Here is a 23,302-nt window from a genome sequence, read left to right on the forward strand (position 1 = left end):
GAGCGGATCATGCTGATCGACGAATCCCGCCTGTCGCGGATCGCGCCGCAGGCGAACGAGCGTGCGCGGACCTTCGTACCGGCGCTGAACGAAGCCATGGCGCGCCATGGGATCGACCGGCCGTTGCGGGTGGCCGCTTTCCTCGCCCAGGTGCTGCACGAAAGCGTCTACCTGCGGCGCACGGTGGAGTCGCTGGACTACAGCGCGGCCGGCCTCGCGCGGGTCTGGCCCAAGCGCTACCGCGCCGCCGATGGCCTGCCCAACCTGCTGGCCATTGAGCTGGCCGGGCAACCCGAATCCATCGCCAATCACACCTACGCCAAGCGCAATGGCAACGGGCCGGTGGAGTCGGGCGATGGCTGGCGCTATCGAGGTCGCGGCTTGCTGCAGGTGACCGGCCGCGCCAACTACCAGGCGGTGGCGGCGGGGCTCGACCTGCCCTTGCTGGAGTGCCCCGAACTGCTGGCCGAACCGCCGGCGGCCTGCCTGTCGGCGACCTGGTGGTGGCGCACGCACAAGCTCAATGCCCTGGCCGATGCCGAGGCCATCGACGAGATCGGCAGCCTCATCAACACCGGTCGCAAGGGGCGCGTGCCGATTGGTGCGCAGGAGCGCCGGCAGCTGTGGCTGCGGGCCAGGGCTGTGCTGCTCGAGGGGTGAAGGGCCTTGATCGAGGTCAGTTCGCTGTGTGCCGGGGGCCCGCATGATCGGGAGTTCCTTGCACTACGAGCGGCCGCGCCAACACGAGGAAAACCGACCCAAAGTATCGGAACGGTCTGATAGTCCGCGGGCTTCGCCTAGGGCTATTTAGTGTGTCTTGTTTGTCCTAAGGACTAGTGACCATGAAGAAAGCCAGTTTGCGAATTCTGATTGCCGAGCCCAAACCACGGCGCCGCAAGACCCTGGAGAAGCTGCTCAACGCCCAGGGTTGCCACGGTGTCGCGACGGCATGCACCACTGCCGATACCATGAAACTGCTCGGTTTCGGTTTCGATCTGCTGCTGATCGAGCAATCGCTGTTCGGCTCGGAGCACAGCGAGCTCGGGCGCAAGCTGCTGGGCAAGGAGAGACGCCAGCATGTGCTCTGCTACCGCAGCGATGATCGCGACCCGGGCCCCATCGAGATCAAGCGGCGGCGCCAGGCGCTCCTGCTGAACATGCCCGGCACGCCGGACGCGATGGTCCTGCGTCGCGTTCTGGCCCGCGTGAACGCAGCGGAGTAGGGCGCCGAGTCAGCTCTTGCCCAGTGCCTGGCGCGCTTGCGAGCAGTTCAGCTTGGCGGCGCGCTCCAGGTAATCCTTGCGCTTGGCCTGCGGCACCTTGCTGGCGAGCATGAAGTTGATGTCGGCCTGGTATTGCTGCTGGCTGCCCTTGGGCGCCAGCAGCGACATGGAGCGCCCCACCTGGCACCAGCCCAGCGCATGGCTGGGTTGCGGGAAGTAGCTGGCATAGCGGGTCGAGCGGGCTGCCGCTTCGGCCTGGCCGACGAAGGCGTCCTGCTTGGCGAGATCGGGGCAGAGGGTTTCCGCTTCCAGCGCCGCGGGGGCGAAGCCCTGCTTCAGGCTGTCGCCGAGCAGTTGGCAGACGCGCTGCTGGCTCTTCTCGTCCTGGGCGAAGTCCGCCAGCACCTGGGCCAGGCGCAGCTCGGCCACCGGGTGCTTCTGCCGTGCGGCCTTGTCGAGCAGCGGCATGGCCTGCCTGAGGTTCGCCGACAGCGCATCCCGATACGGCTGGGCGGCAGCGTCCGGGGCGAGCCCGGCCTCGCGGCCTTTCTCCATGCCGGCGATCTGCTGCCGCGCCTGGTCCAGGAAGGGCAGGGCCTGGCGGTACTGCGCGTCGCCCGGCAGCGGCTGGTCCTTGGGCTTCTCCTTCGCCTGGGCAGCGGGGGCCAGGAACAGGGCGAGGCAGAGCAGGGGCAGGGCGGCTTTCACGACGGGACTCCAGAGGGCGGGCAGAAGGCGCGCATGGTAACAAGGGCCGGCAGGCGGTACGCGCGCCAGCAGTCGGCTCGCGCGCAGTTGCGCGCGGTGTGGAATCGCGCATCATGTGCGCATTTCGCCAAGGGGGGAGCTGTCCATGCGCGTGTTGCCGTTCGTACTGCGTTGCCTGTTGTTGCCGCTGGGGCTGTCGGCCGCCGCCGCCCACGCCGCCAACCAGCAGGCCCTGCTCGATGCCATCAATGACTTCCGCAGCCAGCCGCAATCCTGCGGCGGCCAGGCCTCGGCGCCGTTGCCGCCGCTCACCGAGGACCCGCGCCTGGTGCAGACGCCCACGGCCGGTGACTGGCAGGTGTTGCTGAAGCAAAGCGGCTACCCGATGAGCAGCGCCCGCATGCTCGGGCTGACCGGGCCGAAGGACGAGCAGGCGGCGATGACCGCGCTGCGCGAGAGTTTCTGCCAGGTCATCCTCGACCCGCAGTTCGTCGACATCGGCGTGAACCGCAACGGCAACGACTGGCGCATCCTGCTGGCGCGGCCGCTGCTCAAGGGCAAGCTGGGCGACTGGCAAGCCGAGGGCCAGCAACTGCTGCAACTGGTGAACAAGGCACGCAGCCAGGCGCGCCAGTGCGGCGGCCAGCCCTACGCTGCGGCGCCGCCGCTGAGCTGGAACGCGGTGCTTGGCAGCACGGCCGAGGCGCATAGCCGCGACATGGCCAACAACAACTATTTCGACCACAAAGACCGCGCCGGCCAGACCCCGGGCGACCGCGCCGAGCTGGCCGGCTACAGCGCCCAGCAGATCGGCGAGAACATAGCCGCAGGCCAAGGCACCCCGCAGCGCGTGCTCGACGGCTGGCTGGCCAGCGCCGGCCATTGCGCCAACCTGATGAACCCCCAGTTCCGCGAGATGGGCGCGGCCTACGCGGTGGACCCGAAGAGCGACGCGGGCATCTACTGGACCGGGATGTTCGGCGCGCAGTAAGGCGCCACCTGTAGGGGCGTATAACCGTTCGCTGCTATACGCCAATGCCCGGCGCGAACGCGGCGGATAACCCCCTCGGGGTTATTCGCCCTACCAAAGCGATTCCATCCGCGAAAATCCCTGCACCAACGTCCGCCTGTAGGAGCGCGCCATGCGCGCGAATCGCGGCCATGGGCCGCTCCTACAAGGGGGCGCGAGCGTTGAGGTTTGCGGTCAGGCGAAGACGAAGTACTTGCGCACCGTCTCCACCACTTCCCAGGTGCCCTTCATGCCGGGCTCGATGACGAACACGTCGCCGGCCTTCAGGTGGATCGGCTGCTCGCCTTCGGGGGTGATGATGCAGTAGCCGTCAAGGAAGTGGCAGAACTCCCACTTCTCGTAGTTCACCTCGAACTTGCCGGGGGTGCAGATCCAGGTGCCCATGATCTTGCTGCCGTCTTTCGACAGGTAAGCATTCAGGTTGACGGTGTGCGGGTCGCCGCCGATGCGCTTCCACTTGGTGGCGTCCACGACCGGGACGGGGCAGGTTTCACGCAGGACGGTGATGAAGTCGGACATGACAGCTCCAGGCTGGTGAGGGAATGGCCCGTCACCATAGGACGGCCACGCTCGCGGGGTTTGCCTGGGGTCGACGTCGAGTTGCCTGGAAACGCAGGGGGACACCGGCCGGGCGCGGGGCGGCGGCGAAGTCTGGTCAGTGCGCTGCGCCTCAGTAGGAGCCGTTTTCCCAGGGGCCGCGTTTGGCTCGACGGTCGCCCTGGCGGCGATCGGCCTCGAAACGGATGGACTGCCGCCGGTCGCTTCCGCTGCGTCGGTCCGTCACGTGGCGGGTATCGATGGCGAACTTGGCCGGGCCCTTGGTCTCGGGGGGCGGCGCTGCCGGCTCCTGGGGTTCCAGGCTGAGGTCTTCGAGCTTCATGTCGCTGATCGTTATTGTCATCGCATCGCTCCGAATCACGGGGTCAGCTGAGGTCTTGTGCATCAGGCTGAGCGTAGATCGCGCCCCCCTGGCTGGCGCTGGGCAGGGGGCGAGCGGTAGGCGACAGGCGAGGAAATGTCGACCCGTTCGCAATTTTCCAGATGGGCAGAGGGCAGAGCGGCGAAATTCGCCGCAGGGCGCACGTTCAGGGTGGCTGCCGCGACTGGTCTCAGTGGCGGCCGTCGCGACCCAGTTCGGAGATCAGCTGTGCCGGCTGCTGCGAGCCGGTTGCCGCCACTTCGGCCAGGGTCTGGCTGGCGTCGTTCACTTCCAGGCCGCGTGCGCGCAGCTTGCCGAGCAGTTCATCGGTGGTCATGTGGTAGAGCGGTGCGACTTCCACCAGGCGCGCCTGGGACAGCACCTGGATGGCGGCGAAGGCGGGGTTGCCGCCACGTCCGCCCGCACCGCCGGCCGGCAGCACGAAGAGTCGGCCGCCCCCTGCCGATGCCAACAGCGGCAGGAGCAGCGTCTTGCGCCGCAGGTAGCCGACCAGGCCGCTCCAGTTCTTCCAGACATGCAGGGCGAACGGCAATAGCAGGGCTATGCTCAGCCACTCATGCATGCCGTGGAAGGCGCCGGGCGCCCAGTGGAAGAACAGCGCGATGCCGGAAACGGTGGAAACGGCGAAAAGCCCGGTGGTCAGCGGCGTGGCATAGCGGTGGATGGCGTTGGTGACGGCAGCGTTGGGCATGGCGATCTCTCGGTCAGGGGCGGACAGGGGCCGTCGTGGTCCCACGTGCATGCCCGCGATCCCTGACGGCGGCGCGATTCTAGCGGTGGCTTCGGTAAAGAAGACGTCAGCTTTTGTAAAGATCGCTGCTACATGAGCGATTTTCGATGAGGTTCGCGAAAAGGCTGGGGTCGAACAGGGCAGTCCATCCGGCAGGGCGATTACCGGTTTCCCGCGTGCGCGGGAATGACGGCGACAGCGGGCCCCCACCGTCGTCCCCGCGAACGCGGGGACCCCGTTAACGCGGGGCCCGGTGAACCCGCCCCGACAACGCCCGGATCAGGCGCCTTGCACCTGCAGTGCGCGCGGGCGCTGACTGCGCTGCTCGTCGTCGGCGCTGGTGGCCTTCTGCAACTGGAAGCTGAACTCCAGCTCGGCGTGGCGGCCGCTGGCGTCCTCGACGAAATTGACCTCACCGACCAGGCCGTCGCGGGTGGCGTAGGCGAAGTCGTCCCACAGGTACTGATCGCCCGACAGGTTGATCTGGGTGGTCAGGTGGCGATAGCCCGGCGCCGGACTGCGCTGCTCGTCGTCGGCGCTGGTGGCCTTCTGCAACTGGAAGCTGAACTCCAGCTCGGCGTGGCGGCCGCTGGCGTCCTCGACGAAATTGACCTCACCGACCAGGCCGTCGCGGGTGGCGTAGGCGAAGTCGTCCCACAGGTACTGATCGCCCGACAGGTTGATCTGGGTGGTCAGGTGGCGATAGCCCGGCGCCGAGATGAAGAAGTGGATGTGCGCCGGACGCTGGCCGTGGCGGCCGAGACGGTCCAGGCATTCCTGGGTCGGGCCGTCGGCCGGGCAGCCATAGCCGCTGGGCACGATGCTGCGGGCGCGGTAGCGGCCCTGGGCGTCGGTGACGATGCGGCGGCGCAGGTTGTACGCCGACTGGCTCTGGTCGAAATAGGAATACAGGCCCTTGGTGTTGGCATGCCAGACGTCGACGATGGCGCCGGCGATGGGCTTGCCGTCCAGGTCCAGCACCCGGCCTTCGAGGAACATCGGGGTTCCCGGGTCGCGGCCGTCGTCGAGGCGCGCCTCGCCTTTGGAGAGCGGCGCGCCGGCCACGTACAGCGGGCCTTCGATGGTGCGCGGGGTGCCGCCGGTCTTGCCGACCTCGGCGTCCTTGGCATCGCTGAGCAGGTCGAGGAAGTGCTCGATGCCCAGGCCCGCCACCAGCAGGCCGGCTTCGCCGCGGCCGCCCAGGCGGTTCAGGTAGTCGACGGCGGTCCAGAACTCGTCGTCGGTGATTTCCAGGTCCTCGATCAGCTTCGCGGTGTCCTGCAGCACGCGCAGCACGATCTGCTTCATGCGCGGGTTACCGTGCTCGTTGCCGAAGCCGGCGGCCTCCTGGAAGAACGTCTGGATTTCGGCAGTCCGGGAAATGCTCAGGGGCATGGGATTCACCTCGTCGGTTGTTGTTGTCATGTTCGGCGAGGTTGCTGTGGCAATTGCAATGCCAATTAGCTAACGGTTTGATATGGAAGGAATTTTCATTCGGCGATGAGCGCGGCCCGGCCGCGCGCTCGAGCAAATGATCAAAGGCGCGGCGGGCGATTGCTCAAATGCTCAATCCTTGCCGGGCGAGCCTTCGGCGGGGGCCTTCTTCAGCCGGTAGGCCAGCGCCGGCCGCGTCATGCCGAGCAGGCGTGCGGCCTCCGAGACGTTCTGCCCGGCGCGGTTCATGGCTGCCTGCATGAGCGCCTCTTCCACGGCGTCCAGGCTGACGCCGCTGTCGATGATCTTCGCGATCCACTCCGGCGCCTGCGACTCGCCCGTGTCCACCAGGCGTCCGTCGCTGGCCAGGCCGATGCTTTCCTCGCTGGCCGACGCGTGCGGGAAGAGGGCATCGAGGCCGATGCTCTGGTTCTCGTCGGTGATGATCACGCCGCGCTCCATGAGGTTCTCCAGCTCGCGCACGTTGCCCGGCCAGTCGTAGCGTAGGCACGCCTCCAGGGCGCGGTCGCTGAGGCCGAGGGTCTTCTTGCCGTAGCTCTCGTGCAGGCGGCCGAGGAAGTGCTCGATCAGCAGCGGAATGTCCTCCCGGCGATCGCGCAGTGCCGGGATGCGCACCGGGAAGACGTTGAGCCGGTAGAACAGGTCGGCGCGGAAACGCCCCTGCTTGACCGCTTGCTCCAGGTCTTCGTGGGTGGCGGCGATGACCCGCACGTCGACCTTGCGGGTGCGTGTGTCGCCCACCCGCTCGAGCTCTTCTTCCTGCAGCACGCGCAGCAGGCTGGCCTGGGCGCGCGGGGTCAGCTCGACGATCTCGTCGAGGAACAGGGTGCCGCCGTTGGCCCGCTCGAAGCGCCCCATGCGCGCCTGCTGGGCACCGGTGTAGGCGCCTTTCTCGACGCCGAAGAGTTCGGCTTCGATCAGGTCCGGCGGAATGGTCGCGCAGTTCAGCGCGACGAAGGGCGCGCCGGCTCGCTCGCTGCGCAGGTGCAGGCTGCGCGCGATCACTTCCTTGCCGACGCCGGTCTCGCCCAGCAGCAGCACCGAGGCCTTGCCAGCGGCGACCTTGTCGATCAGCGCGCAGGTGCGCCGGTAGTTCGGCGACTGGCCGATGCCGTAGAACTGCCCGGCTTCCAGTTGCAGGCGCTGGCGCATGTTGGCCACCTGCACCTGCAGGGCCTGCAGCTCATCGATGATCGGGTCGCTCTGGAAGTAGCGCATGAACTCCTCGGCGTCCTCCCACTGCTCCACCGGCTTGCCGATGATGCGGCACAGGGCGCCGCCGCAGCCGCGGCAGCTGACCTCCTTGTAGAGCACCTGGCGGCCGAGGAAGAACGAGCTGTAGCTGATCGCGTAGCCCAGCAGCATCCAGCACACCGGCTGGTCGGAATGCAGGTTCTCGGCCTGGCAGTTTTCCACCTCGAAGGAGTCCTGCCACTCGATGTCGGCGTAGAAGTGGCCGTTCTCCAGGTCGATCTCCAACTGCAGCGGGCGCACCTTGACCATGCCCTTGAGCGAGTGCAGCTGCGGGCCGATGAAGAACATCTCCACTTCGTTGCCCTGGGGGCGCAGCTTGCGCGCCAGCTGCGCGTCCTTGAGCCCGGACTGGTAGCCCATGCGCAGGAAGAAGCCCTTGGCGCGCTCGACGCCGAGCATCTCGATCAGCTCGCGGCGCATGCTGGCCATCATCCCGGCCTGGACCAGCAGCATGCGCTGCTCGTCCAGCCATATCTTGCCTTCGGTGCCGAGGAAACGGACCTGCTCAGTGAGGTCCTTCAACGCCGGAGCGGGGTCCGGCGCCTTGTACTGGGTGATCATGCGTTGCGCCCCTGATTTGTAGTTGTACGGGGAGATCGGCGCGTCCCGCCCAGGCCATGGCGGGTGTCGGTCGCGCCGGAACGACCCTTTGTCTGCAGGCAAGGTCCGGGTCGTTCTGTCTTTTTTCTAAGCCGCCTGAAAGCCTGGGAAAAGTCAATCGCGGCGCGATTCGCCATTTGCTCCAGTGGCCCCTGGGCGATTGAGCAAATGATCAAACGCCCCCTTCGCCAGAGGCCATCCGGCCCGCCTTCTGGCCGACCTCGAAGCGCTCGTTGTTTTTAAAAAAATAAATTTAATCAATTACTTGCGTGGCTCTTTAAGCGCTGCAAAAAGCCCCTGGCACAGCCGTTGCTCTGGTCCTTGCGAGCCCAGCCGGAGCACGCCGCATGAACCCAGCAACCCCTTCCTTCGAGCAGATGCCGCGCTACGTCCGCGTACGCAGCGAGCCGGACGCGACCTTCGTCGAGTTCGACTTCGCCATCGGCTATCCGGACCTGTTCGTCGAGCTGGTCCTGCCGCGCGCCGCCTTCGCCCGCTTCTGCGAAAGCAACCGGGTCCGCCACATGGACGCCTCGATGGCCGCCGCCGTCGATGCCGACATGGAGAAGTGGCGCTACGGCGAGAGCCGCGGCCAGGACGACTGACGCGCCGTCACCCGACGCGTCGCTTCCCCACAACAACAAGTACAGGACGCCTTGCATGAGCATCGAGATCAAGACGGCCACGGTCGAGCCGATCCGCCAGACCTTCAGCCACATCCGCCGGCGCTTCGGCGACAAGCCTGCCAGCCGCTACCAGGAGGCCAGCTTCGACATCGAGGCGGCGACCAACTTCCACTACCGTCCGCTGTGGCAGCCGGACAAGCTGCTCAACGACCCGACCCGCACCGCCGTGCGCATGGCCGACTGGTACGCGGTCAGCGACCCGCGCCAGTACTACTACGGCGCCTATGTGCAGGCCCGCGCCCGCATGCAGGAGAACGCCGAGCACGACTACGCATTCTGCGAGAAGCGCGAACTGCTGGCCGGGCTCTCCGCGGAGAACCGGGCGCTGATCGCCCGGCTTCTGCTGCCGCTGCGCCACGCCGAGCTGGGCGCGAACATGAACAACAGCGGCATCGCCGCCGACGGCTTCGGCACCAGCCTCACCCAGATGCACATGTTCCAGGCCATGGATCGCCTGGCCATGGCCCAGTACCTGTCGCGCATCGGCCTGATGCTCGAGGACGACGGCCTGGCGCTGCTGGCCGAAGCCAAGCAGCGCTGGATGGACGACCCGGCCTGGCAGGGCGTGCGCCGCTACGTCGAGGACACCCTGGTGGTGCGCGACTGGTTCGAGCTGAGCCTGGCGCAGAACCTGGTCAGCGACGGCCTGCTGCATCCGCTGCTGTTCGAGCGCTTCGACGCCCAGCTGGTGGCCGCCGGGGCGGGGCAGGTGGGCATGCTCACCGAGTTCATGCGCCTGTGGTTCGCCGAGAGCCAGCGCTGGGTCGACGCCCTGGTCAAGACCGTGGCCGCCGAGAGTGCGGAGAACCGCGCGCTCATCGAAGGCTGGGTCGCCCACTGGCGCTCCCGCGCCCTCGAAGCGCTAGCGCCGCTGGCCGAGATCGGCCCCGGCCGCGAAGCCCTCGACGCCCTCGACAGCGCCTTTGGCGCCCGCCTGAAGAAACTCGGCCTGACCGGAGCAGCAGCATGACTTCCCTCGTCTACATCGCCTTCCAGGACAACGACAGCGCCCGCTACATCGTCGAGGCCATCGCCCAGGACAACCCCAACGCCGTGATCCAGCACCAGCCGGCAATGATCCGCGTGCAGGCCGAAGGCCGCCTGGAGATCCACCGCGCCACGGTGGAGGAAAAGCTCGGCCGCGAATGGGACGTGCAGGAAATGCTGATCGACGTGATCACCCTCGGCGGCAACGTCGAGGAAGACGAGGACTGCTTCGCCCTGCACTGGAACTGATCCGCGCACAACGACAAGAATCCGGAGACCCACCATGGCCGCCAAACGCCTGAACCAGAAAGACAAGTACCGCTGCCTGACCCGCGACCTCGGCTGGGAGCCGAGCTACCAGAGCAAGGAAGACATCTACCCCTACGAGCGCTTCGAGGGCATCAAGATCACCGACTGGGACAAGTGGGAGGACCCCTTCCGCCTGACCATGGACGCCTACTGGAAGTACCAGGCGGAGAAGGAGAAGAAGCTCTACGCGATCTTCGACGCCTTCGCCCAGAACAACGGCCACGCGAACATCTCCGACGCCCGCTACGTCAACGCCCTGAAACTCTTCCTGTGTGGCGTCACGCCCCTGGAGTACCAGGCCTACCAGGGCTTCGCGCGGGTCGGCCGGCACTTCGGCGGCGCCGGCGCGCGGGTCGCCTGCCAGATGCAGGCCATCGACGAGCTGCGCCACGTGCAGACGCAGATCCACGCGATGAGCCACTACAACAAGCACTTCAACGGCCTGCACGACTTCGCCCACATGCACGACCGCGTGTGGTTCCTCTCGGTGCCCAAGTCGTTCTTCGAGGACGCCCGCACCGCCGGCCCGTTCGAGTTCCTCACGGCCATCTCGTTCTCCTTCGAGTACGTGCTGACCAACCTGCTGTTCGTGCCCTTCATGTCCGGGGCGGCCTTCAACGGCGACATGGCCACCGTCACCTTCGGCTTCTCGGCGCAGTCCGACGAGGCCCGGCACATGACCCTGGGCCTGGAAGTGATCAAGTTCCTGCTGGAGCAGCACGAGGACAACGTGCCCATCGTGCAGCGCTGGATCGACAAGTGGTTCTGGCGCGGCTACCGCCTGCTGACCCTGGTCGGGATGATGATGGACTACATGCTGCCGAACAAAGTGATGTCCTGGGCCGAGGCCTGGGAGGTCTACTTCGAGCAGGCCGGCGGCGCGCTGTTCAAGGACCTGGAGCGCTACGGCATCCGCCAGCCGAAGTACGTCGAGCAGACCACCATCGGCAAGCAGCACATCAGCCACCAGGCCTGGTCGATCTTCTACCAGTACAGCCAGGCCACCAACTTCCACACCTGGATGCCCACCGACGAGGAACTGGACTGGCTCTCGGCCAAGTACCCGGACACCTTCGACCGCATCTACCGGCCGCGCTACGAGCACTGGCGCGAGATGCAGGCGCGCGGCGAGCGCTTCTACAACCCCACGCTGCCGATGCTCTGCCAGGTCTGCCAGATCCCGCTGTCGTTCACCGAGCCCGACGACGACACGCGCCTGAGCCACCGCAGCGTGGTGCATGCCGGCGAGCGCTATCACTTCTGCTCCGACGGCTGCTGCGACATCTTCGCCCACGAGCCGGAGAAGTACGTGCAGGCCTGGCTGCCGGTGCACCAGATCCTGCAGGGCAACTGCGGCGGCGGCGACGTCGAGGCGGTGGTGCGCGACTACTACAACATCGCTCCCGGCGAGGACAACTTCGAGTACCAGGGCTCCCCCGAGCACCAGCGCTGGCAGGACCTGCAGGGCGCCGAGCGCAAGGCCGGCTGAGCCAGGCGGGCGCGCTCCCTGCGACGCGCCCATCGTCCTCCGACAAGAACAAGGAATACCGCCATGTCCGTGACCGCCATCGGCACCTACACCGCCCAACCCCTGGATCGCCAGGCCAATTTCCACGGCGCGCAACTGGTCTACCTGTGCTGGGAGTGCCACCTGCTGTTCTGCGCACCCTTCACCCTGCCGGTCGACCCAGCGCTGCGTTTCGCCGACTTCATCGAGCAGGTGGTCAAGCCGGCCATCTCGCTGCACCCGGATGCCGCGCTCGTCGACTTCGCCGCCGCGCGCTGGTTGCTCGACGACCAGCCGTTCAGCCCCGACCCGGCGCGCAGCCTGGTGGACAACGGCATCGGCCACAAGAGCCTGCTGCACCTGCACACCCCGGGCCTCGAAGGCCTGGGCGGCAGCCGCAACTGAGGAGCGCCGCCATGAGCTACCAAGTCACCATCGAACCCACCGGCGAGCAGATCGAAGTGGAAGAGGGCCAGACCATCCTCCAGGCCGCGCTGCGCCAGGGCGTCTGGCTGCCCTTCGCCTGCGGCCACGGCACCTGCGCCACCTGCAAATGCCAGGTGCTGGAAGGCGAGGTCGACGTCGGCGCCGCCTCGCCCTTCGCCCTCATGGACGTGGAGCGCGAGGAGGGCAAGGTGCTCGCCTGCTGCGCCATCCCGCAGAGCGACCTGGTCATCGAGGCCGACATCGACGTCGACCCGGACTTCGCCGGCCACCCAGTGCAGGACTACCGCGCGGTGGTCAGCCGCGTGGTCGAGCTGTCGCCGACCATCAAGGGCGTACACCTGAAGCTCGACCGGCCGATGGCCTTCCAGGCCGGGCAATACATCAACCTGCAACTGCCGGGCATCGAAGGCACGCGGGCTTTCTCCCTGGCCAATCCGCCCGGCCGGCCGGACGAGGTGGAGCTGCACGTGCGCCTGGTCGATGGCGGGGCCGCCACTGGCTACATCCATCGCGAGCTGCAGGTCGGCGACGCGGTGGAGCTGTCCGGCCCCTATGGCCAGTTCTTCGTCCGCGCCTCGCAGGCCGGCGACCTGATCTTCATCGCCGGCGGCTCCGGCCTGTCCAGCCCGCAGTCGATGATCCTCGACCTGCTGGCCCAGGGCGACACGCGGCAGATCACCCTGTTCCAGGGCGCGCGAACCCGCGAGGAGCTGTACAACCGCGAGCTGTTCGAGGACCTGGCCGCGCGGCATGCCAACTTCAGTTACGTGCCGGCCCTCAGCCAGGCCGCCGAGGACGGCGAGTGGGGCGGCTTCCGCGGCTACGTGCACGACGCGGCGAAGAAGCACTTCGACGGCCGCTTCGCCGGGCACAAGGCCTACCTCTGCGGCCCGCCGCCGATGATCGACGCCGCCATCAGCTGCCTGATGCAGGGCCGGCTGTTCGAGCGCGACATCTTCATGGAGCGCTTCCTGACCGCCGCCGACGGCGCGGGGGAAGGCACCCGCTCGGCCCTGTTCAAGCGCATCTGACCCGCAGCGTTCCGGCACCCCGTTGGCTCGGGGGGCCGGCCTGCACCCGACCGATAACAAAAACAAAGGTTGAATCCATGCACCAGCCCCTTGCGAACCTGTTCCGCTTCACCGTCTGCGCCTCGCTGTTCGGCCTCGCCAACCTGTCCCATGCCACCGAGAACGGCGGCACTTCCTACCCGCTCGGCGCGGAGAACTACATGTCCGGCGCCATGCCGCCGCCGGGCTTCTACGGCCAGGTCTTCGCCAACCACTACGAGGCCGACAACCTGCGCGGCAATGACGGCCGCAAGCTACCGGTGGACTTCAGCGTCCGCGCCAATGCCGTGGTGCCGCGGCTGATCTGGGTCAGCGACTACATGCTGTTCGGCGGTAGCTTCGCCCTGCACGCCATCGTCCCGCTGGTGGACCTCGACGTGCACCTCAACGGCCAGTCGCAGAGCAAGCGGGGCCTGGGCGACGTGATCTTCGGCCCGGCCCTGGGCTTCCACCACAGCGACAAGTTCCACAGCGTCCTGGCCTTCGACATGATCGCCCCCACCGGTAGCTACGATAAGCACGACCTGGCCAACACCGGGCGCAACTATTGGGTGTTCGAGCCGGTGTACGCGATGACCTACGTCGACCCCAACGGCCTCAACGTAGACGCGAAGGTGATGTACGACTTCAACCGCGAGAACCCCGCCACCGACTACCGCTCCGGCCAGGAATTCCACGTCGACTACGCCGTCGGCTGGGGCCTGGGCAACGGCTGGGTGGTGGGCGCGGGCGGCTACTACTACCGGCAGACCACCGACGACAGCCAGGACGGCGAACGCATCGAGGACAACAAGGGCCGCAGCTTCGCCATCGGCCCTTCGGTCAAGTACAGCGGCGAGGGCGGCTGGTTCGTCACCGCCAAGTGGTCCAAGGAAACGGATGTGCGCAACCGCGCCCAGGGCGATGCCTACTGGCTGAAACTGACGGTGCCCTTCTGACGCTCCGCTTGCTCGCCCGGCGCCCCTTGCCGGGCGGGTTTCAGGCGGACGCAAGTCCGCCTTTTTTCATCCGGCCACTTTCAGCTGCGCCACTGGCGGATCGCGATAACCCGCCGGCTAGGGCTCGACCCCCGCCAATGGCTGCACGGCCGGCGGTGTCGGGCTGGCGAGCTGGTCCAGCAGCGTGCGGTAGGTGGTTGCGTGGTGCTGGTAGAAATCGTCCTTGCTGTTTGCCGCTGGCGGCTTCTGGCCGTAGACCCACATCACCCGGCCGGCGCTGGTGAAGTTCCAGCTCGGGCTCACCGCGATCTGCTCCAGCTTGCGGTCAGGGCCGGCCAGCTGGAGGTAGTTGTAGTAGTAGGCGTAGCCCGCCGAACTCTCCCGCGTGTGCTTCTCCAGCACGTGGCCCAGCCCCCGGCGGATGTAGATGCCGAAGGTGGAGATGCCGCGCACCGCGCGCGAGAGGAGTGACTGGGTCCTGAAGTCGGTCGACAGGTCGCCGACGGTCTGCAGGGTCAGCGGCACCTGGACGATGGGGTCGAGGTCGTTGTTGATGACGAAGGCGTTGTCGGTGGCCTGGGTGATGCGCGCGAAGGACGCCGAGAAGCCCATGTCGCCCGGCTTGGGCTGGGCGAACTGGTAGGACTTGAGCCGGTAGCGCTTGCTCTTCAGGCCGAGTGCGTTGTCGCCCCTCACATCCCCGGCGAGCATTCCGTAGTGCAGCGCCGCGTGCACCAGCGTGGCGATGCCGGCGCCCTGGCTGTGGCCGATGACGTAGACGACGGCCCCTGGCGGGACCTGCTTTTCCAGCGCCGGAAGGATGCCGAAGCGCAGGTCGAGCAGGGTGCTGAAGGTGGCGTGGGCGAAGCCGCTGTGTACCGCTGCGCCCGGGTGGTCGGTGAGCTGGAAGTGTTTCGACAGGAACGAGCGCGCATAGGCCGGCTGGAAGTACACGTCGTCGACCACGCTCGGGTGGCTGGACATCACCGTGCCGCGAATCGCAACGGCAAAGCGCCCGGCGTTGACGCCCAGGCCCTGGTACAGCACCCAGGCGTTCTGCCAGGGGCCGAAGCCGTTGAGGCGCGGGTCGTTGTAGATGACGCTCGAGTCCATCAGCGATGCCATGTCGATCTTCAGCGACTCGGCGCGCTTCTCCAGGTCCTCGAAGAGTTTGTGCCAGTGGCGCAGGTCGTCCTCGGCGAGGTCGCCGCTGGCCTGGGCCGGCAGCTGCTTGTAGGCCAGGTAGGCGTCCGCCATGGCCTGGCGGCTGTCGAACAGCGGCTTGAGGTTCCAGCGCGCGGGATCGAGCTGCGGAGTGAAACCCTGAAGGTTGGCCTCCAGCGTTTGGCGCTGCTCGGGGGAGTTCTGCGCGTCCTTCAATGCCTCGCGGGTGAAGAGGCGGTCGTCCTGCGAGTCGAGGTCGACGCAGAACTCGATGGCGTCCTTCGCTTCCTGCAGATCGAACCCCTTGAAGGACGTATCGCCGCTGCTGTAGGCGAGCTCTTCGGCCGTGGGTTGCGGGAAGTTTCTGGGGGCGGACGAGCAGGAGGCGAGGGCGGCGAACAGCGGGGCGGCGAACTGTTGCCAGTGCGACAGGAATGACGTGTGCGGCATGGAGCACCTCCTTGTGTCGGGTGGGTCGAGCTTCCTCTTCGCCCTGCGTGCGCTGATCGCTCGCGCGCACTTTCCAGCGCCTGAGTGGGGGCCAGTTTAATGGCTAGGTGATGTCACGGAAGAGGGCGCACTCAAGAAAAAGCCCCGCACGGGGCGGGGCTTGGGGTCACTCCTTCTGGCTCACCACCGGCTGCTGCTCGGGGGCATTCCAGCCCAAAAGGCGCTGTTTGTAGCCGTGGCTGGCCGCCTGGTAGTAGGCGATGGCGCGGGCGATCAGCGGATCGTCGGCCTTGGCGTTGACCTCCACGCTCGCACCCAGTGCCTGGTTGTGGCGGCGCAGCGCCTGGCGCGGGCTGAGGATGGCGAGGTCGGTGCCGTCGAACAGGCCCAGGTGCTGGTAGTTGCCGATCACCACCCGCGGCGGCAGGGTGTTTTCGACCATCAGGTTGCGGCCGAAGAAGGTCGACTCGTAGCTCATGTTCAGCATCGCCAGCAGGGTCGGCGCCAGGTCCAGCTGGCTCGCCAGCTCGCCGCGCTCGCCGGTGGGCAGCAGCTTGGGCGCGTAGATGAACAGCGGGATCTGGTAGTTCTCCACCGGCAGGTCTTCCTTGCCCGCGCTGCCGGCCGTGTGGTCGGCGACGAAGATGAAGATCGTCTGGTCGAACCACGGCTTGCTGCGCACGTTCTCGAGGAACTTGCCGATGGCGTAGTCGGTGTACTTCACCGCGCCGTCGCGGCCCTTGCCCGACGGGATATCAATGCGCCCGTCCGGGTAGGTGTACGGGCGGTGGTTGGAGGTGGTCATCAGCTGCAGGAAGAACGGCTGCTGCTTGGCGAAGTCCTCGTCGGCCACGCGGGTGGCTTGGGCGTAGAGGTCTTCATCCGCCATGCCCCAGGCGTTCTTGAAGTGGATGTCCGCCTCCGGAACGCTGCTCTGGTCGACGATGCGGTAGCCGTTGCCGCCGAAGAAGGCGTTCATGTTGTCGAAGTAGCCGCGCCCGCCGTACATGAACACGGCGTCGTAGCCCTTGGCCTTGAACTGCTGGCCGAGGCTGGCGAAGCCGCTCTCGCGGCCGATGCGCTTGACGATGGAGCGGCCCGGGGTCGGCGGGATGGACAGGGTGATGGCTTCCAGGCCGCGGTCGGTACGGGTGCCGGTGGCGTAGAAATTGTTGAAGTACAGGCTCTGCTTGCGCAGCGCGTCGAGGTTGGGCGTGAGGTTGCGGTTATCGCCGTTGCTGCCCAGGTACTTGGCGCTGAGGCTCTCGATGGTCACCAGCACCACGTTCAGCTTGCGCGGCGTACCGGGGTTGCTGATGGTGCGGCGGATATCCATCGGATCGCTGCCGACGAAGTGCGCATTGGGCTCGGCCAGCTCGGAGCGGATCTGCTTGGCGACTTCGTCGGCCGGCAGGGTCGAGTAGAACTGCTGGTAGTCCAGCTCGTTGTTCCGGAAGGCGGCGAAGAACTGGTACGGGCCGTTGCTCGACAGCTCGCGCACGTAGGTGTTGCCACCGTCGCCGCGCGGATGATCCTGGTCGACCGTGAAGCCGGCCAGCAGCGCCGCGCTCCCCAGCACGACCATGCGCGCCATGCGATGGCGCAGCAGCGGCACGGGGGCGGCGCAGATGCGCGTCAGGGTGCCGTGCAGGGCCAGGGTCACCAGCAGCGAGGCGCCGGCCAGGAGGCTGAGCAACGTGCCGAGCGGGTAGGACTCGCGGATGTTGTTCAGGACTTCATCGGAATACACCAGGTAATCCACCGCGATGAAGTTGAAGCGCACGCCGAACTCGTCCCAGAACAGCCACTCGGCGACGGCGGTGAAGAGCATCACGTACACGCAGACGAACAGCGACGCTTCCAGCAGCCAGCGCCAGGCTCGCGAGCGCCAGATGCGCGCGGGCAGCAGGAGCAGGAACAACCCCATCGGCAGCAGTGCGTAGGCGAGGAAGCTCAAGTCATAAAGGATGCCGACGCCAAAGACGGTCAGGTTCGCGGCGCCGAACTCCGCCATGTGGCCAGCCAGCAGCGCCACGCGGGTCAGCAGGAAGATGACGAGCCACAGCAGGGTGGTCAGCGCCAGGAAGCGCATCGGCGCCGAGCGGAAGAGTTGCATGAGTTATTCCTTGTAATGAGTTGCCCGAGCGAGCCGGCGCACGATACCGGAAGGCGTGGCGCGGCGAAGCTCCGGGCGGGACCTTACAGGGCCGAAGGGCAAGAAAATGTCATGGTCGGACGAACGGATGTTTCGAGTTGTGTCAGCCATCGAGCAAGGTGCTTGTCCGGTGTTTCAGCGACGTTACCGGCGCAAACGCGTCCGGAAGACCGGCGTAGAGCGGATTCCCCGAAGACGCGCCGCGCGCGCTTGTCGTAGGAGCGAGCTTGCTCGCGAACCTGCAACGCACGGCGCTCCCTGTGGGCGCGGACCCTGTCCGCGATTCGCGCGCATGGCGCGCTCCTACAGGGGGCTTTGGCGCTGGGATTTCGCGGATGAGATCCGCTCCTACGGGCTGACACCGCATCTTTCGCCCACGCCGAACGGCCCCCTCTCCCGCTTGCGGGAGAGGGCTGGGGAGAGGGAACGGAGCCAATCCCGAACACCAGCGCATCCGGGTAGCGCCGTTCGCGAGCAAGCTCGCTCCTACAGGGCATGGGCGCTCGCCGGCCGTCACGTGGCCGGGGCGGCTGCCTGCCATTGCGCAATCGGTATCTAGACTCACTGGGGCCAAGGCTTTGCCTGCGCAATCAGAAGGAGCGTTTCATCATGAAAGGTCTTCCCCAACTCTTGCCCGTGCTGGCGGTGGGCGCCGCGCTGTCGGGCTGCATGAGCGATCAGGAGTTCATCGCTTCCAACCAGAAGGCTGCCCTCAGTGCCACCGAATCGCGGGCGAAGTTCGAGCTCAATTGCCAGCAGGTGGATGCCAGCGTCCTGACCAGCAAGGTCACCCATACCCGCTTCGGCTACCAACGCACCGAATACACCATCGGCGTACGCGGCTGCGGCCGGCAGGCGACCTATATCACCTATTGCCTCGAATCCACCAACTGCAACGCGATCAGCGACACGGCCCGTGTGGGCACGCAGCAGTAACCTCGCCTCCGCCCATCCGTACGGCGCATAACCGAAGGCGGTTATGCGCCGATTGGCCGATCTCGCCGGCAATCGCGCGAAGGGGCGGGCGGATCAGTCGTGCTGGCGCACTATGGCTTTGACGTAACGGGAGGGGATCTGCGCCTGGGCGTTGCTATCGCCATCCAGGCGCAGGATCAGGCTTTCGCCCAGCGACCAGACGACATGGACGTTCTTTAGCGTGCAGGCCTGATCGAGCTTCAGCATCTCGGGCGGGCTCTTTTCGCAGTAGTCATTTTTCAGGGCGATGGCGTTGGCCTCGTAAGCGCCCAGGCCCAGGCCCTTGACCACGCGTTCCGGCAGGCCTGCGAGCACACCGCTGTAGAACGCGATGGCCAGGGCGAAGAACAGTGAGAAGTGCAGGGCGTAGTTGAAGCCGCCGAAGCTTCCCAAGGCACTGATGGCGGCCAGCAGGCAGGCGCCGAGCGGGATCAGGTAGAACACGGCGATCTTCAGGTATTTGCCATCCAGCCCGTCGATGAACTTCGCCGTGTCCGCAATCACCGTGAAGGCGACGCCGCAGGCAATCAGGATGGGAACCCAGGCGTGATAGGCGAACCTGAGGATGTTGAAGCGGGCCAGGCGGAGGGTTCGTTGCAGCACAAGGCCGAATAGCAGAGCGACCAGCAAGGTCACGGTGAACAATACGAACAGGTACATCTTCGCCGAGTAGAGCAAGACCGAAGACAGGATCAGCGAGCAGAGGCAGTAAGGGCCCGCGTAGCAGATCAGAACCAGGATCACCGCTCTTCGTGTTCTGTGTTCTTCGTCGCGACCAAGCCAGTCAGCGATGTGACTGCGCACTTCTGAATGCTGGATGAAGCTGTGGAAGAACCAGAAGCCAGGCACCAGCATGCCGAACCACAACAGCCCGATGATCACGAACCCCATCAAGCCGGCTCCCAACAGCAGCGATGAGAACTGCAGCAGGTCGAAGCTCGGGTAGAAGTGGTTCGCGTAGAAGTACAGCAGGAAGACCGCGAAGCCTGCCGCAGGCGGCGCGAACTTGGCGATGGGGGAGAAGTACTGCTTGAAGAACGCCGAACTGGCGGCGGCGAATCGTTCGATCGGGTCCTGTTCCGGGACGGGGCGGTCGCTCCATCGTTCCATGCGGCTTCCTTGCTGGTGGGCTGGCTGAGTGGTGGCCATGGTATTGGGCTGCTCTCGGGCGTGTCACCTGGGCTTGTTGGGCGTGATGCGATCCGGTGTTGTTCCGGCGCCGCGATTCGTCTCCGCGTCATCCCCGCGAACGCGGGGGCCCAGTTGCCCACGGGTTGGGTGTTGCTGCGCCGCTTTGGCGTTTGTGGATGTTTCGCTGGAAGTCCTGCTCTTCGTAGGAGCGAGCTTGCTCGCGAACCCTTGGTCCCGCAGCGGCGCCGTTCGCGAGCAAGCTCGCTCCTACAGGGACGTTGCCAAGCCGGATTCCATCCAAGGGCGCACAACCGCAAGGCGGTTATGCGCCGATTCGCCAGGGTTGCCGGTCAGACGCTGGTTGGCGCGGGCAGGTCCGGCCATTGGCGGTAGGGCACCCACAACATTCCTTGCCAGTGCAGCACCGTGAGCGCTTGCGTCGGGCCGTGGAGGGTTTCGCGGCGGGGTTGGCGGGTGTCGTGGCGGTACAGGTCGCGCAGCGTCGGGATCACGTGTTGGGTGAGCCATTGGCGGATGCAGCGGTTTTCCGGGTGGTAATGGTGGATCAGCGTGGCGTACACGCCGGATTCGCTGAGCAGCAGGGCGTCCTCGTAGTCGCCGTGGCTGGCACGCAGCCAGGCCCAGCGGTGCTGGTCGTCGTCGAGGTTGCGGGTCACGCGGTCTTCCAGCAGCGGCAGGCCCATCAGGCGGCCGAGATCGTGGGCGCAGAACCAGCATTGGTCTTCCAGCAGCAGCGCGCGCAGCTGGCGCTTGTGGCGGGTGAAGACGGTGGGGATCAGGACCTCTTCAGACATGGCGCACCTCCGGGGTGGAGGGGGAAGAGGGCGGGTACAGCGAAGCGCCTTCGGGCTGAAGGCTCGGGTCGGTAGGCATATCCATTACCTCTGTGTGATTGCCCAGCTTTCTTAGGGCTGGGGTGCCGGGAGCTAAGAAACCCCACACAGAGGGCCGGACGTATTCCCCTTTCGGGTCTTGTATTAGCCCACTCCCGACGTCGCAGAGGTTTTTCGAGGACGAATGAAACCGGCGTGCTCGAAAAAGCCGCTTAACTTTCGGGAGCGGTCTGGCCGCTGTGTGACAGGCGTTTCTTAGGCGCCGGGCGAGATGTTAGGAGCTTGGGATGAGGGGGTCAACTACCAAACTTTTCTCGACTCTCAGTGAAGGCTCTATTGATTTTTTCGTGTAGAGGCGATGCGCTTGAGTTAATTGATTTTGCGTAGGTATTAACTAGCTCGGGGACGGGTAGTTCATTGATTACCTGGTATATGAATATGCTGATGTTTGTAGGGTAAAGAATTAATTGCTCAATGCAGGATTGATATTTTCCAGATATTGATTTTATTAGGTCGATGTCTTTGGGCTCTGCAATGGTATACACACCGTCCTGCTCGTTAATTAGCCAATCTATTGACTGTGCTGCAGGGTGGACTATTTGGCATAAATCTGAGTAGAAATTTTTGAAGGGTAGATTCGCCGAATCCAGTTCATCAATCATGCTGCTGGCGGTTTTTGCATTATGAGATTTAGGTGCCTTTTCATTTTTGCTGAGCTTTCGGGCAAAGATGAAGTGGATAAGAGCGTCTTCCAGTTCCTCACTAATTACGACTGACTTAAGCTCATTTCCTTGTAAGGCTTTTGCTATGTGGGCTGATACTTCAGCTAAAGTCAATGGCACTGAGCCAAGTGCGCTATACGCATCTGTGGTCGACTCCAGCAAGCCTCGCATTGACGAACAAAATGCAATGTAGTTCTCGCCTTCAATCGCTGAATTACAAGCATCTAGCCATTTTTTTGTTCTTATTAGGCTGCTTGTTGCAGCCCAGTGCGCTCTGTAAATAATCTCTTTCCAATACGTTTTTTGAATCTCACTGGGTGGAAGTTTGTTGAATTCGTCTTCGCATGCGAAGACGTAATTTCTGTCAATGGATGACTCTATCAGTGATTTGATTATTGGAGGGAGGGCGATGCCGGCTTTGGTTAGGGTTTGTTCAATAAGTTCTTTGTTCATCTAGTAAATTCCATAAAAAAGCCCCGCACAAGGCGGGGCTTTGGTCTTTCTATCGCTGCCCCAAAAATCCGTCTCGGGTATTAAGCGTTTCTAATGGTCTTGACTTGCTGCTTTGCTACTACTTCCGTCAGTCCCAGCTCAGCGCGCCGCCGGTCTGGTACTCGATCACGCGGGTCTCGAAGAAGTTTTTCTCTTTCTTCAAGTCCATGATTTCGCTCATCCACGGGAACGGGTTGCTGGTGCCCGGGTACTCTTCTTTCAGGCCGATCTGGGTCAGGCGGCGGTTGGCGATGAACTTGAGGTAGTCCTCCATCATCGCGGCGTTCATGCCCAGGACGCCGCGCGGCATGGTGTCGCGTGCGTATTCGATTTCCAGCTGGGTGCCCTGCAGGATCATCTGGGTCGCTTCGTCCTTCATCTGGGCGTCCCACAGGTGCGGGTTCTCGATCTTGATCTGGTTGATCACGTCGATGCCGAAGTTCAGGTGCATGGATTCGTCGCGCAGGATGTATTGGAACTGCTCGGCGGTGCCGGTCATCTTGTTGCGGCGGCCCATGGAGAGGATCTGGGTGAAGCCGCAGTAGAAGAAGATGCCTTCCAGGACGCAGTAGTACGCAATCAGGTTGCGCAGGAACTGGCGGTCGGTTTCCGGGGTGCCGGTCTGGAACATCGGGTCGGAGATCGAGCGGGTGTATTTCAGGCCCCAGGAGGCCTTTTTCGCGACGCTCGGGATCTCGTGGTACATGTTGAAGATCTCGCCTTCATCCATGCCCAGCGACTCGATGCAGTACTGGTAGGCGTGGGTGTGGATCGCCTCTTCGAACGCCTGGCGCAGGATGTACTGGCGGCACTCGGGGTTGGTGATCAGGCGGTACACGGCCAGCACCAGGTTGTTGGCAACCAGGGAGTCGGCGGTGGAGAAGAAGCCGAGGTTGCGCATGACGATGCGGCGCTCGTCTTCGCTGAGGCCGTCCTTGCTCTTCCACAGGGCAATGTCGGCGTTCATGTTCACTTCCTGCGGCATCCAGTGGTTGGCGCAACCATCCAGATACTTCTGCCAGGCCCAGTCGTACTTGAAGGGTACGAGCTGGTTGAGGTCGGCGCGGGCGTTGATCATCTGCTTGTCGCCGACGTGTACGCGGGCGCTGGCGCCTTCCAGGTCGTCCAGGCCTTCCTGAATGTCGAGGTCATCCAGGGCTTTCTTGGCGCGGGCGACGGCGTCGGAATCGTTGGCCGATACGGCGCGGGCGTCTTCGACGGAGCCGGCGGCTTCGTCATCCAGTTTGTCGGCGGCCTTGGCGGCGGCTTGGGCCACGGCCGGGGCGGCCTTGGCTTCGGAAGGGTCTTCCTTGTCGAATTCGTCCCAGCTGAGCATCGGTTCCTCTCCTGGTCTGGTTGCGTGATGGATGCACGCTAAAGCTTTCGTGGCTTCCCGGTTTCTGGGTTCCCGCGTTCGCGGGAATGACGAGGGGGAAGCTGTTATGTCTTGTGGGGGGGGGCTTCAAGAGCCCCTG

At 65.1% G+C, this 23,302-nt stretch carries 22 protein-coding genes and 2 pseudogenes; 11 read left to right on the plus strand and 13 right to left on the minus strand.

Translation table 11 applies throughout. The annotated features are described in order from the left end of the window. Nucleotides 1-9 precede the first annotated feature (9 nt). Nucleotides 10-660 carry a glycoside hydrolase family 19 protein gene (locus PKB_RS08540; RefSeq protein ID WP_043250787.1) on the plus strand — a complete coding sequence of 217 codons (651 nt, stop codon included), beginning with the start codon at nucleotides 10-12 and terminating at the stop codon, nucleotides 658-660. Between the two features lie 182 nt (nucleotides 661-842). Then, nucleotides 843-1,223 (plus strand): hypothetical protein, encoded by a 381-nt coding sequence (locus PKB_RS08545; protein ID WP_043250789.1) that lies wholly within the window; start codon nucleotides 843-845, stop codon nucleotides 1,221-1,223. Between the two features lie 9 nt (nucleotides 1,224-1,232). Here PKB_RS08545 and PKB_RS08550 read toward each other — a convergent pair whose 3' ends face one another. Then, nucleotides 1,233-1,931, minus strand: coding sequence for a hypothetical protein (locus PKB_RS08550; protein WP_043250791.1), 699 nt, complete (start codon nucleotides 1,929-1,931; stop codon nucleotides 1,233-1,235). 145 nt (nucleotides 1,932-2,076) lie between these two features. On the opposite strand from PKB_RS08550, the gene PKB_RS08555 reads away from it, so the two are divergent. Then, nucleotides 2,077-2,922, plus strand: coding sequence for a CAP domain-containing protein (locus tag PKB_RS08555; protein WP_043250794.1), 846 nt, complete (start codon nucleotides 2,077-2,079; stop codon nucleotides 2,920-2,922). 213 nt (nucleotides 2,923-3,135) lie between these two features. Here the strand turns inward: PKB_RS08555 and PKB_RS08560 are convergent, their stop codons facing one another. The 6 genes and pseudogenes from PKB_RS08560 to PKB_RS08580 all read right to left on the minus strand — a co-directional run bounded on the left by PKB_RS08560 (nucleotide 3,136) and on the right by PKB_RS08580 (nucleotide 7,901). Beyond that, a complete protein-coding gene (locus PKB_RS08560) occupies nucleotides 3,136-3,480 on the minus strand; it encodes a cupin domain-containing protein (protein WP_043250796.1) in 345 nt (114 codons plus the stop codon). Nucleotides 3,481-3,631: 151 nt separating this feature from the next. Continuing rightward, on the minus strand, nucleotides 3,632-3,862 hold the full coding sequence (locus PKB_RS08565) for a hypothetical protein (RefSeq protein ID WP_043250799.1): 231 nt from the start codon (nucleotides 3,860-3,862) through the stop codon (nucleotides 3,632-3,634). 208 nt (nucleotides 3,863-4,070) lie between these two features. Next, nucleotides 4,071-4,592 (minus strand): DUF4405 domain-containing protein, encoded by a 522-nt coding sequence (locus PKB_RS08570; RefSeq protein ID WP_043250801.1) that lies wholly within the window; start codon nucleotides 4,590-4,592, stop codon nucleotides 4,071-4,073. Between the two features lie 318 nt (nucleotides 4,593-4,910). Then, nucleotides 4,911-5,132, minus strand: a pseudogene (locus PKB_RS30110) (dioxygenase family protein); the annotation flags it as partial. 6 nt (nucleotides 5,133-5,138) lie between these two features. Continuing rightward, nucleotides 5,139-6,026: pseudogene (catA, locus tag PKB_RS08575) on the minus strand (catechol 1,2-dioxygenase); the annotation flags it as partial. Nucleotides 6,027-6,197: 171 nt separating this feature from the next. Continuing rightward, a complete protein-coding gene (locus PKB_RS08580) occupies nucleotides 6,198-7,901 on the minus strand; it encodes a sigma-54-dependent Fis family transcriptional regulator (protein WP_043250804.1) in 1,704 nt (567 codons plus the stop codon). 386 nt (nucleotides 7,902-8,287) lie between these two features. Between PKB_RS08580 and PKB_RS08585 the strand changes: the two genes are divergently transcribed. The 7 genes from PKB_RS08585 to PKB_RS08615 all read left to right on the plus strand — a co-directional run bounded on the left by PKB_RS08585 (nucleotide 8,288) and on the right by PKB_RS08615 (nucleotide 13,884). Further along, nucleotides 8,288-8,545, plus strand: coding sequence for a phenol hydroxylase subunit (locus PKB_RS08585; protein WP_043250807.1), 258 nt, complete (start codon nucleotides 8,288-8,290; stop codon nucleotides 8,543-8,545). Between the two features lie 55 nt (nucleotides 8,546-8,600). Next, the gene (locus tag PKB_RS08590; protein ID WP_043250809.1) at nucleotides 8,601-9,596 is read left to right on the plus strand and encodes an aromatic/alkene monooxygenase hydroxylase subunit beta; all 996 of its coding nucleotides are present in this window, start codon (nucleotides 8,601-8,603) and stop codon (nucleotides 9,594-9,596) included. Further along, the gene (locus tag PKB_RS08595; RefSeq protein ID WP_043250811.1) at nucleotides 9,593-9,862 is read left to right on the plus strand and encodes an MmoB/DmpM family protein; all 270 of its coding nucleotides are present in this window, start codon (nucleotides 9,593-9,595) and stop codon (nucleotides 9,860-9,862) included. Before PKB_RS08590 ends, PKB_RS08595 begins: the two co-directional genes overlap by 4 nt. 34 nt (nucleotides 9,863-9,896) lie before the next feature. Further along, nucleotides 9,897-11,411, plus strand: coding sequence for an aromatic/alkene/methane monooxygenase hydroxylase/oxygenase subunit alpha (locus PKB_RS08600; RefSeq protein WP_043250813.1), 1,515 nt, complete (start codon nucleotides 9,897-9,899; stop codon nucleotides 11,409-11,411). A gap of 63 nt (nucleotides 11,412-11,474) precedes the next feature. Next, a complete protein-coding gene (locus tag PKB_RS08605) occupies nucleotides 11,475-11,834 on the plus strand; it encodes a phenol hydroxylase subunit P4 (protein WP_043250814.1) in 360 nt (119 codons plus the stop codon). A gap of 11 nt (nucleotides 11,835-11,845) precedes the next feature. After that, a complete protein-coding gene (locus PKB_RS08610; RefSeq protein WP_043250816.1) occupies nucleotides 11,846-12,907 on the plus strand; it encodes an NADH:ubiquinone reductase (Na(+)-transporting) subunit F in 1,062 nt (353 codons plus the stop codon). Between the two features lie 77 nt (nucleotides 12,908-12,984). Then, entirely contained in the window at nucleotides 12,985-13,884 is a 900-nt protein-coding gene (locus tag PKB_RS08615) for a SphA family protein (protein WP_052355217.1), read from the plus strand. A 117-nt stretch (nucleotides 13,885-14,001) separates the two neighbouring features. On the opposite strand, the gene PKB_RS08620 is transcribed toward PKB_RS08615, so the two are convergent. Both PKB_RS08620 and PKB_RS08625 read right to left on the minus strand, forming a co-directional pair. After that, nucleotides 14,002-15,498, minus strand: coding sequence for a lipase family protein (locus PKB_RS08620; protein ID WP_043250818.1), 1,497 nt, complete (start codon nucleotides 15,496-15,498; stop codon nucleotides 14,002-14,004). Nucleotides 15,499-15,664: 166 nt separating this feature from the next. Continuing rightward, nucleotides 15,665-17,614, minus strand: a complete 1,950-nt coding sequence (locus PKB_RS08625; protein WP_043250820.1) for an LTA synthase family protein — start codon at nucleotides 17,612-17,614, stop codon at nucleotides 15,665-15,667. A 648-nt stretch (nucleotides 17,615-18,262) separates the two neighbouring features. Between PKB_RS08625 and PKB_RS08630 the strand changes: the two genes are divergently transcribed. Beyond that, nucleotides 18,263-18,589 (plus strand): hypothetical protein, encoded by a 327-nt coding sequence (locus PKB_RS08630; protein ID WP_043250823.1) that lies wholly within the window; start codon nucleotides 18,263-18,265, stop codon nucleotides 18,587-18,589. 93 nt (nucleotides 18,590-18,682) lie between these two features. Here the strand turns inward: PKB_RS08630 and PKB_RS08635 are convergent, their stop codons facing one another. The 4 genes from PKB_RS08635 to PKB_RS08645 all read right to left on the minus strand — a co-directional run bounded on the left by PKB_RS08635 (nucleotide 18,683) and on the right by PKB_RS08645 (nucleotide 23,163). Continuing rightward, nucleotides 18,683-19,738 carry a hypothetical protein gene (locus tag PKB_RS08635; RefSeq protein ID WP_043250825.1) on the minus strand — a complete coding sequence of 352 codons (1,056 nt, stop codon included), beginning with the start codon at nucleotides 19,736-19,738 and terminating at the stop codon, nucleotides 18,683-18,685. A gap of 371 nt (nucleotides 19,739-20,109) precedes the next feature. Beyond that, nucleotides 20,110-20,574, minus strand: a complete 465-nt coding sequence (locus PKB_RS08640; protein WP_043250827.1) for a BRO-N domain-containing protein — start codon at nucleotides 20,572-20,574, stop codon at nucleotides 20,110-20,112. Between the two features lie 335 nt (nucleotides 20,575-20,909). After that, nucleotides 20,910-21,788, minus strand: a complete 879-nt coding sequence (locus tag PKB_RS29550) for a hypothetical protein (protein ID WP_156958010.1) — start codon at nucleotides 21,786-21,788, stop codon at nucleotides 20,910-20,912. Between the two features lie 127 nt (nucleotides 21,789-21,915). Further along, complete coding sequence (locus tag PKB_RS08645; RefSeq protein WP_043250829.1) at nucleotides 21,916-23,163, minus strand: ribonucleotide-diphosphate reductase subunit beta; 1,248 nt, start codon at nucleotides 23,161-23,163, stop codon at nucleotides 21,916-21,918. Nucleotides 23,164-23,302 lie beyond the last annotated feature (139 nt).

Source organism: Pseudomonas knackmussii B13 (genome assembly GCF_000689415.1).
GTDB lineage: Bacteria > Pseudomonadota > Gammaproteobacteria > Pseudomonadales > Pseudomonadaceae > Pseudomonas > Pseudomonas knackmussii.

Bases quoted from the DNA above. Each gene is read 5' to 3' on its own strand.
- PKB_RS08540 (WP_043250787.1), top strand. From the start codon at position 10: ATGCTGATCGACGAATCCCGCCTGTCGCGGATCGCGCCGCAGGCGAAC.
- PKB_RS08545 (WP_043250789.1), top strand. From the start codon at position 843: ATGAAGAAAGCCAGTTTGCGAATTCTGATTGCCGAGCCCAAACCACGG.
- PKB_RS08555 (WP_043250794.1), top strand. From the start codon at position 2,077: ATGCGCGTGTTGCCGTTCGTACTGCGTTGCCTGTTGTTGCCGCTGGGG.
- PKB_RS08560 (WP_043250796.1), bottom strand. From the start codon at position 3,480: ATGTCCGACTTCATCACCGTCCTGCGTGAAACCTGCCCCGTCCCGGTC.
- PKB_RS08565 (WP_043250799.1), bottom strand. From the start codon at position 3,862: ATGACAATAACGATCAGCGACATGAAGCTCGAAGACCTCAGCCTGGAA.
- PKB_RS08570 (WP_043250801.1), bottom strand. From the start codon at position 4,592: ATGCCCAACGCTGCCGTCACCAACGCCATCCACCGCTATGCCACGCCG.
- PKB_RS08580 (WP_043250804.1), bottom strand. From the start codon at position 7,901: ATGATCACCCAGTACAAGGCGCCGGACCCCGCTCCGGCGTTGAAGGAC.
- PKB_RS08585 (WP_043250807.1), top strand. From the start codon at position 8,288: ATGAACCCAGCAACCCCTTCCTTCGAGCAGATGCCGCGCTACGTCCGC.
- PKB_RS08590 (WP_043250809.1), top strand. From the start codon at position 8,601: ATGAGCATCGAGATCAAGACGGCCACGGTCGAGCCGATCCGCCAGACC.
- PKB_RS08595 (WP_043250811.1), top strand. From the start codon at position 9,593: ATGACTTCCCTCGTCTACATCGCCTTCCAGGACAACGACAGCGCCCGC.
- PKB_RS08600 (WP_043250813.1), top strand. From the start codon at position 9,897: ATGGCCGCCAAACGCCTGAACCAGAAAGACAAGTACCGCTGCCTGACC.
- PKB_RS08605 (WP_043250814.1), top strand. From the start codon at position 11,475: ATGTCCGTGACCGCCATCGGCACCTACACCGCCCAACCCCTGGATCGC.
- PKB_RS08610 (WP_043250816.1), top strand. From the start codon at position 11,846: ATGAGCTACCAAGTCACCATCGAACCCACCGGCGAGCAGATCGAAGTG.
- PKB_RS08615 (WP_052355217.1), top strand. From the start codon at position 12,985: ATGCACCAGCCCCTTGCGAACCTGTTCCGCTTCACCGTCTGCGCCTCG.
- PKB_RS08620 (WP_043250818.1), bottom strand. From the start codon at position 15,498: ATGCCGCACACGTCATTCCTGTCGCACTGGCAACAGTTCGCCGCCCCG.
- PKB_RS08625 (WP_043250820.1), bottom strand. From the start codon at position 17,614: ATGCAACTCTTCCGCTCGGCGCCGATGCGCTTCCTGGCGCTGACCACC.
- PKB_RS08630 (WP_043250823.1), top strand. From the start codon at position 18,263: ATGAAAGGTCTTCCCCAACTCTTGCCCGTGCTGGCGGTGGGCGCCGCG.
- PKB_RS08635 (WP_043250825.1), bottom strand. From the start codon at position 19,738: ATGGAACGATGGAGCGACCGCCCCGTCCCGGAACAGGACCCGATCGAA.
- PKB_RS08640 (WP_043250827.1), bottom strand. From the start codon at position 20,574: ATGTCTGAAGAGGTCCTGATCCCCACCGTCTTCACCCGCCACAAGCGC.
- PKB_RS29550 (WP_156958010.1), bottom strand. From the start codon at position 21,788: ATGAACAAAGAACTTATTGAACAAACCCTAACCAAAGCCGGCATCGCC.
- PKB_RS08645 (WP_043250829.1), bottom strand. From the start codon at position 23,163: ATGCTCAGCTGGGACGAATTCGACAAGGAAGACCCTTCCGAAGCCAAG.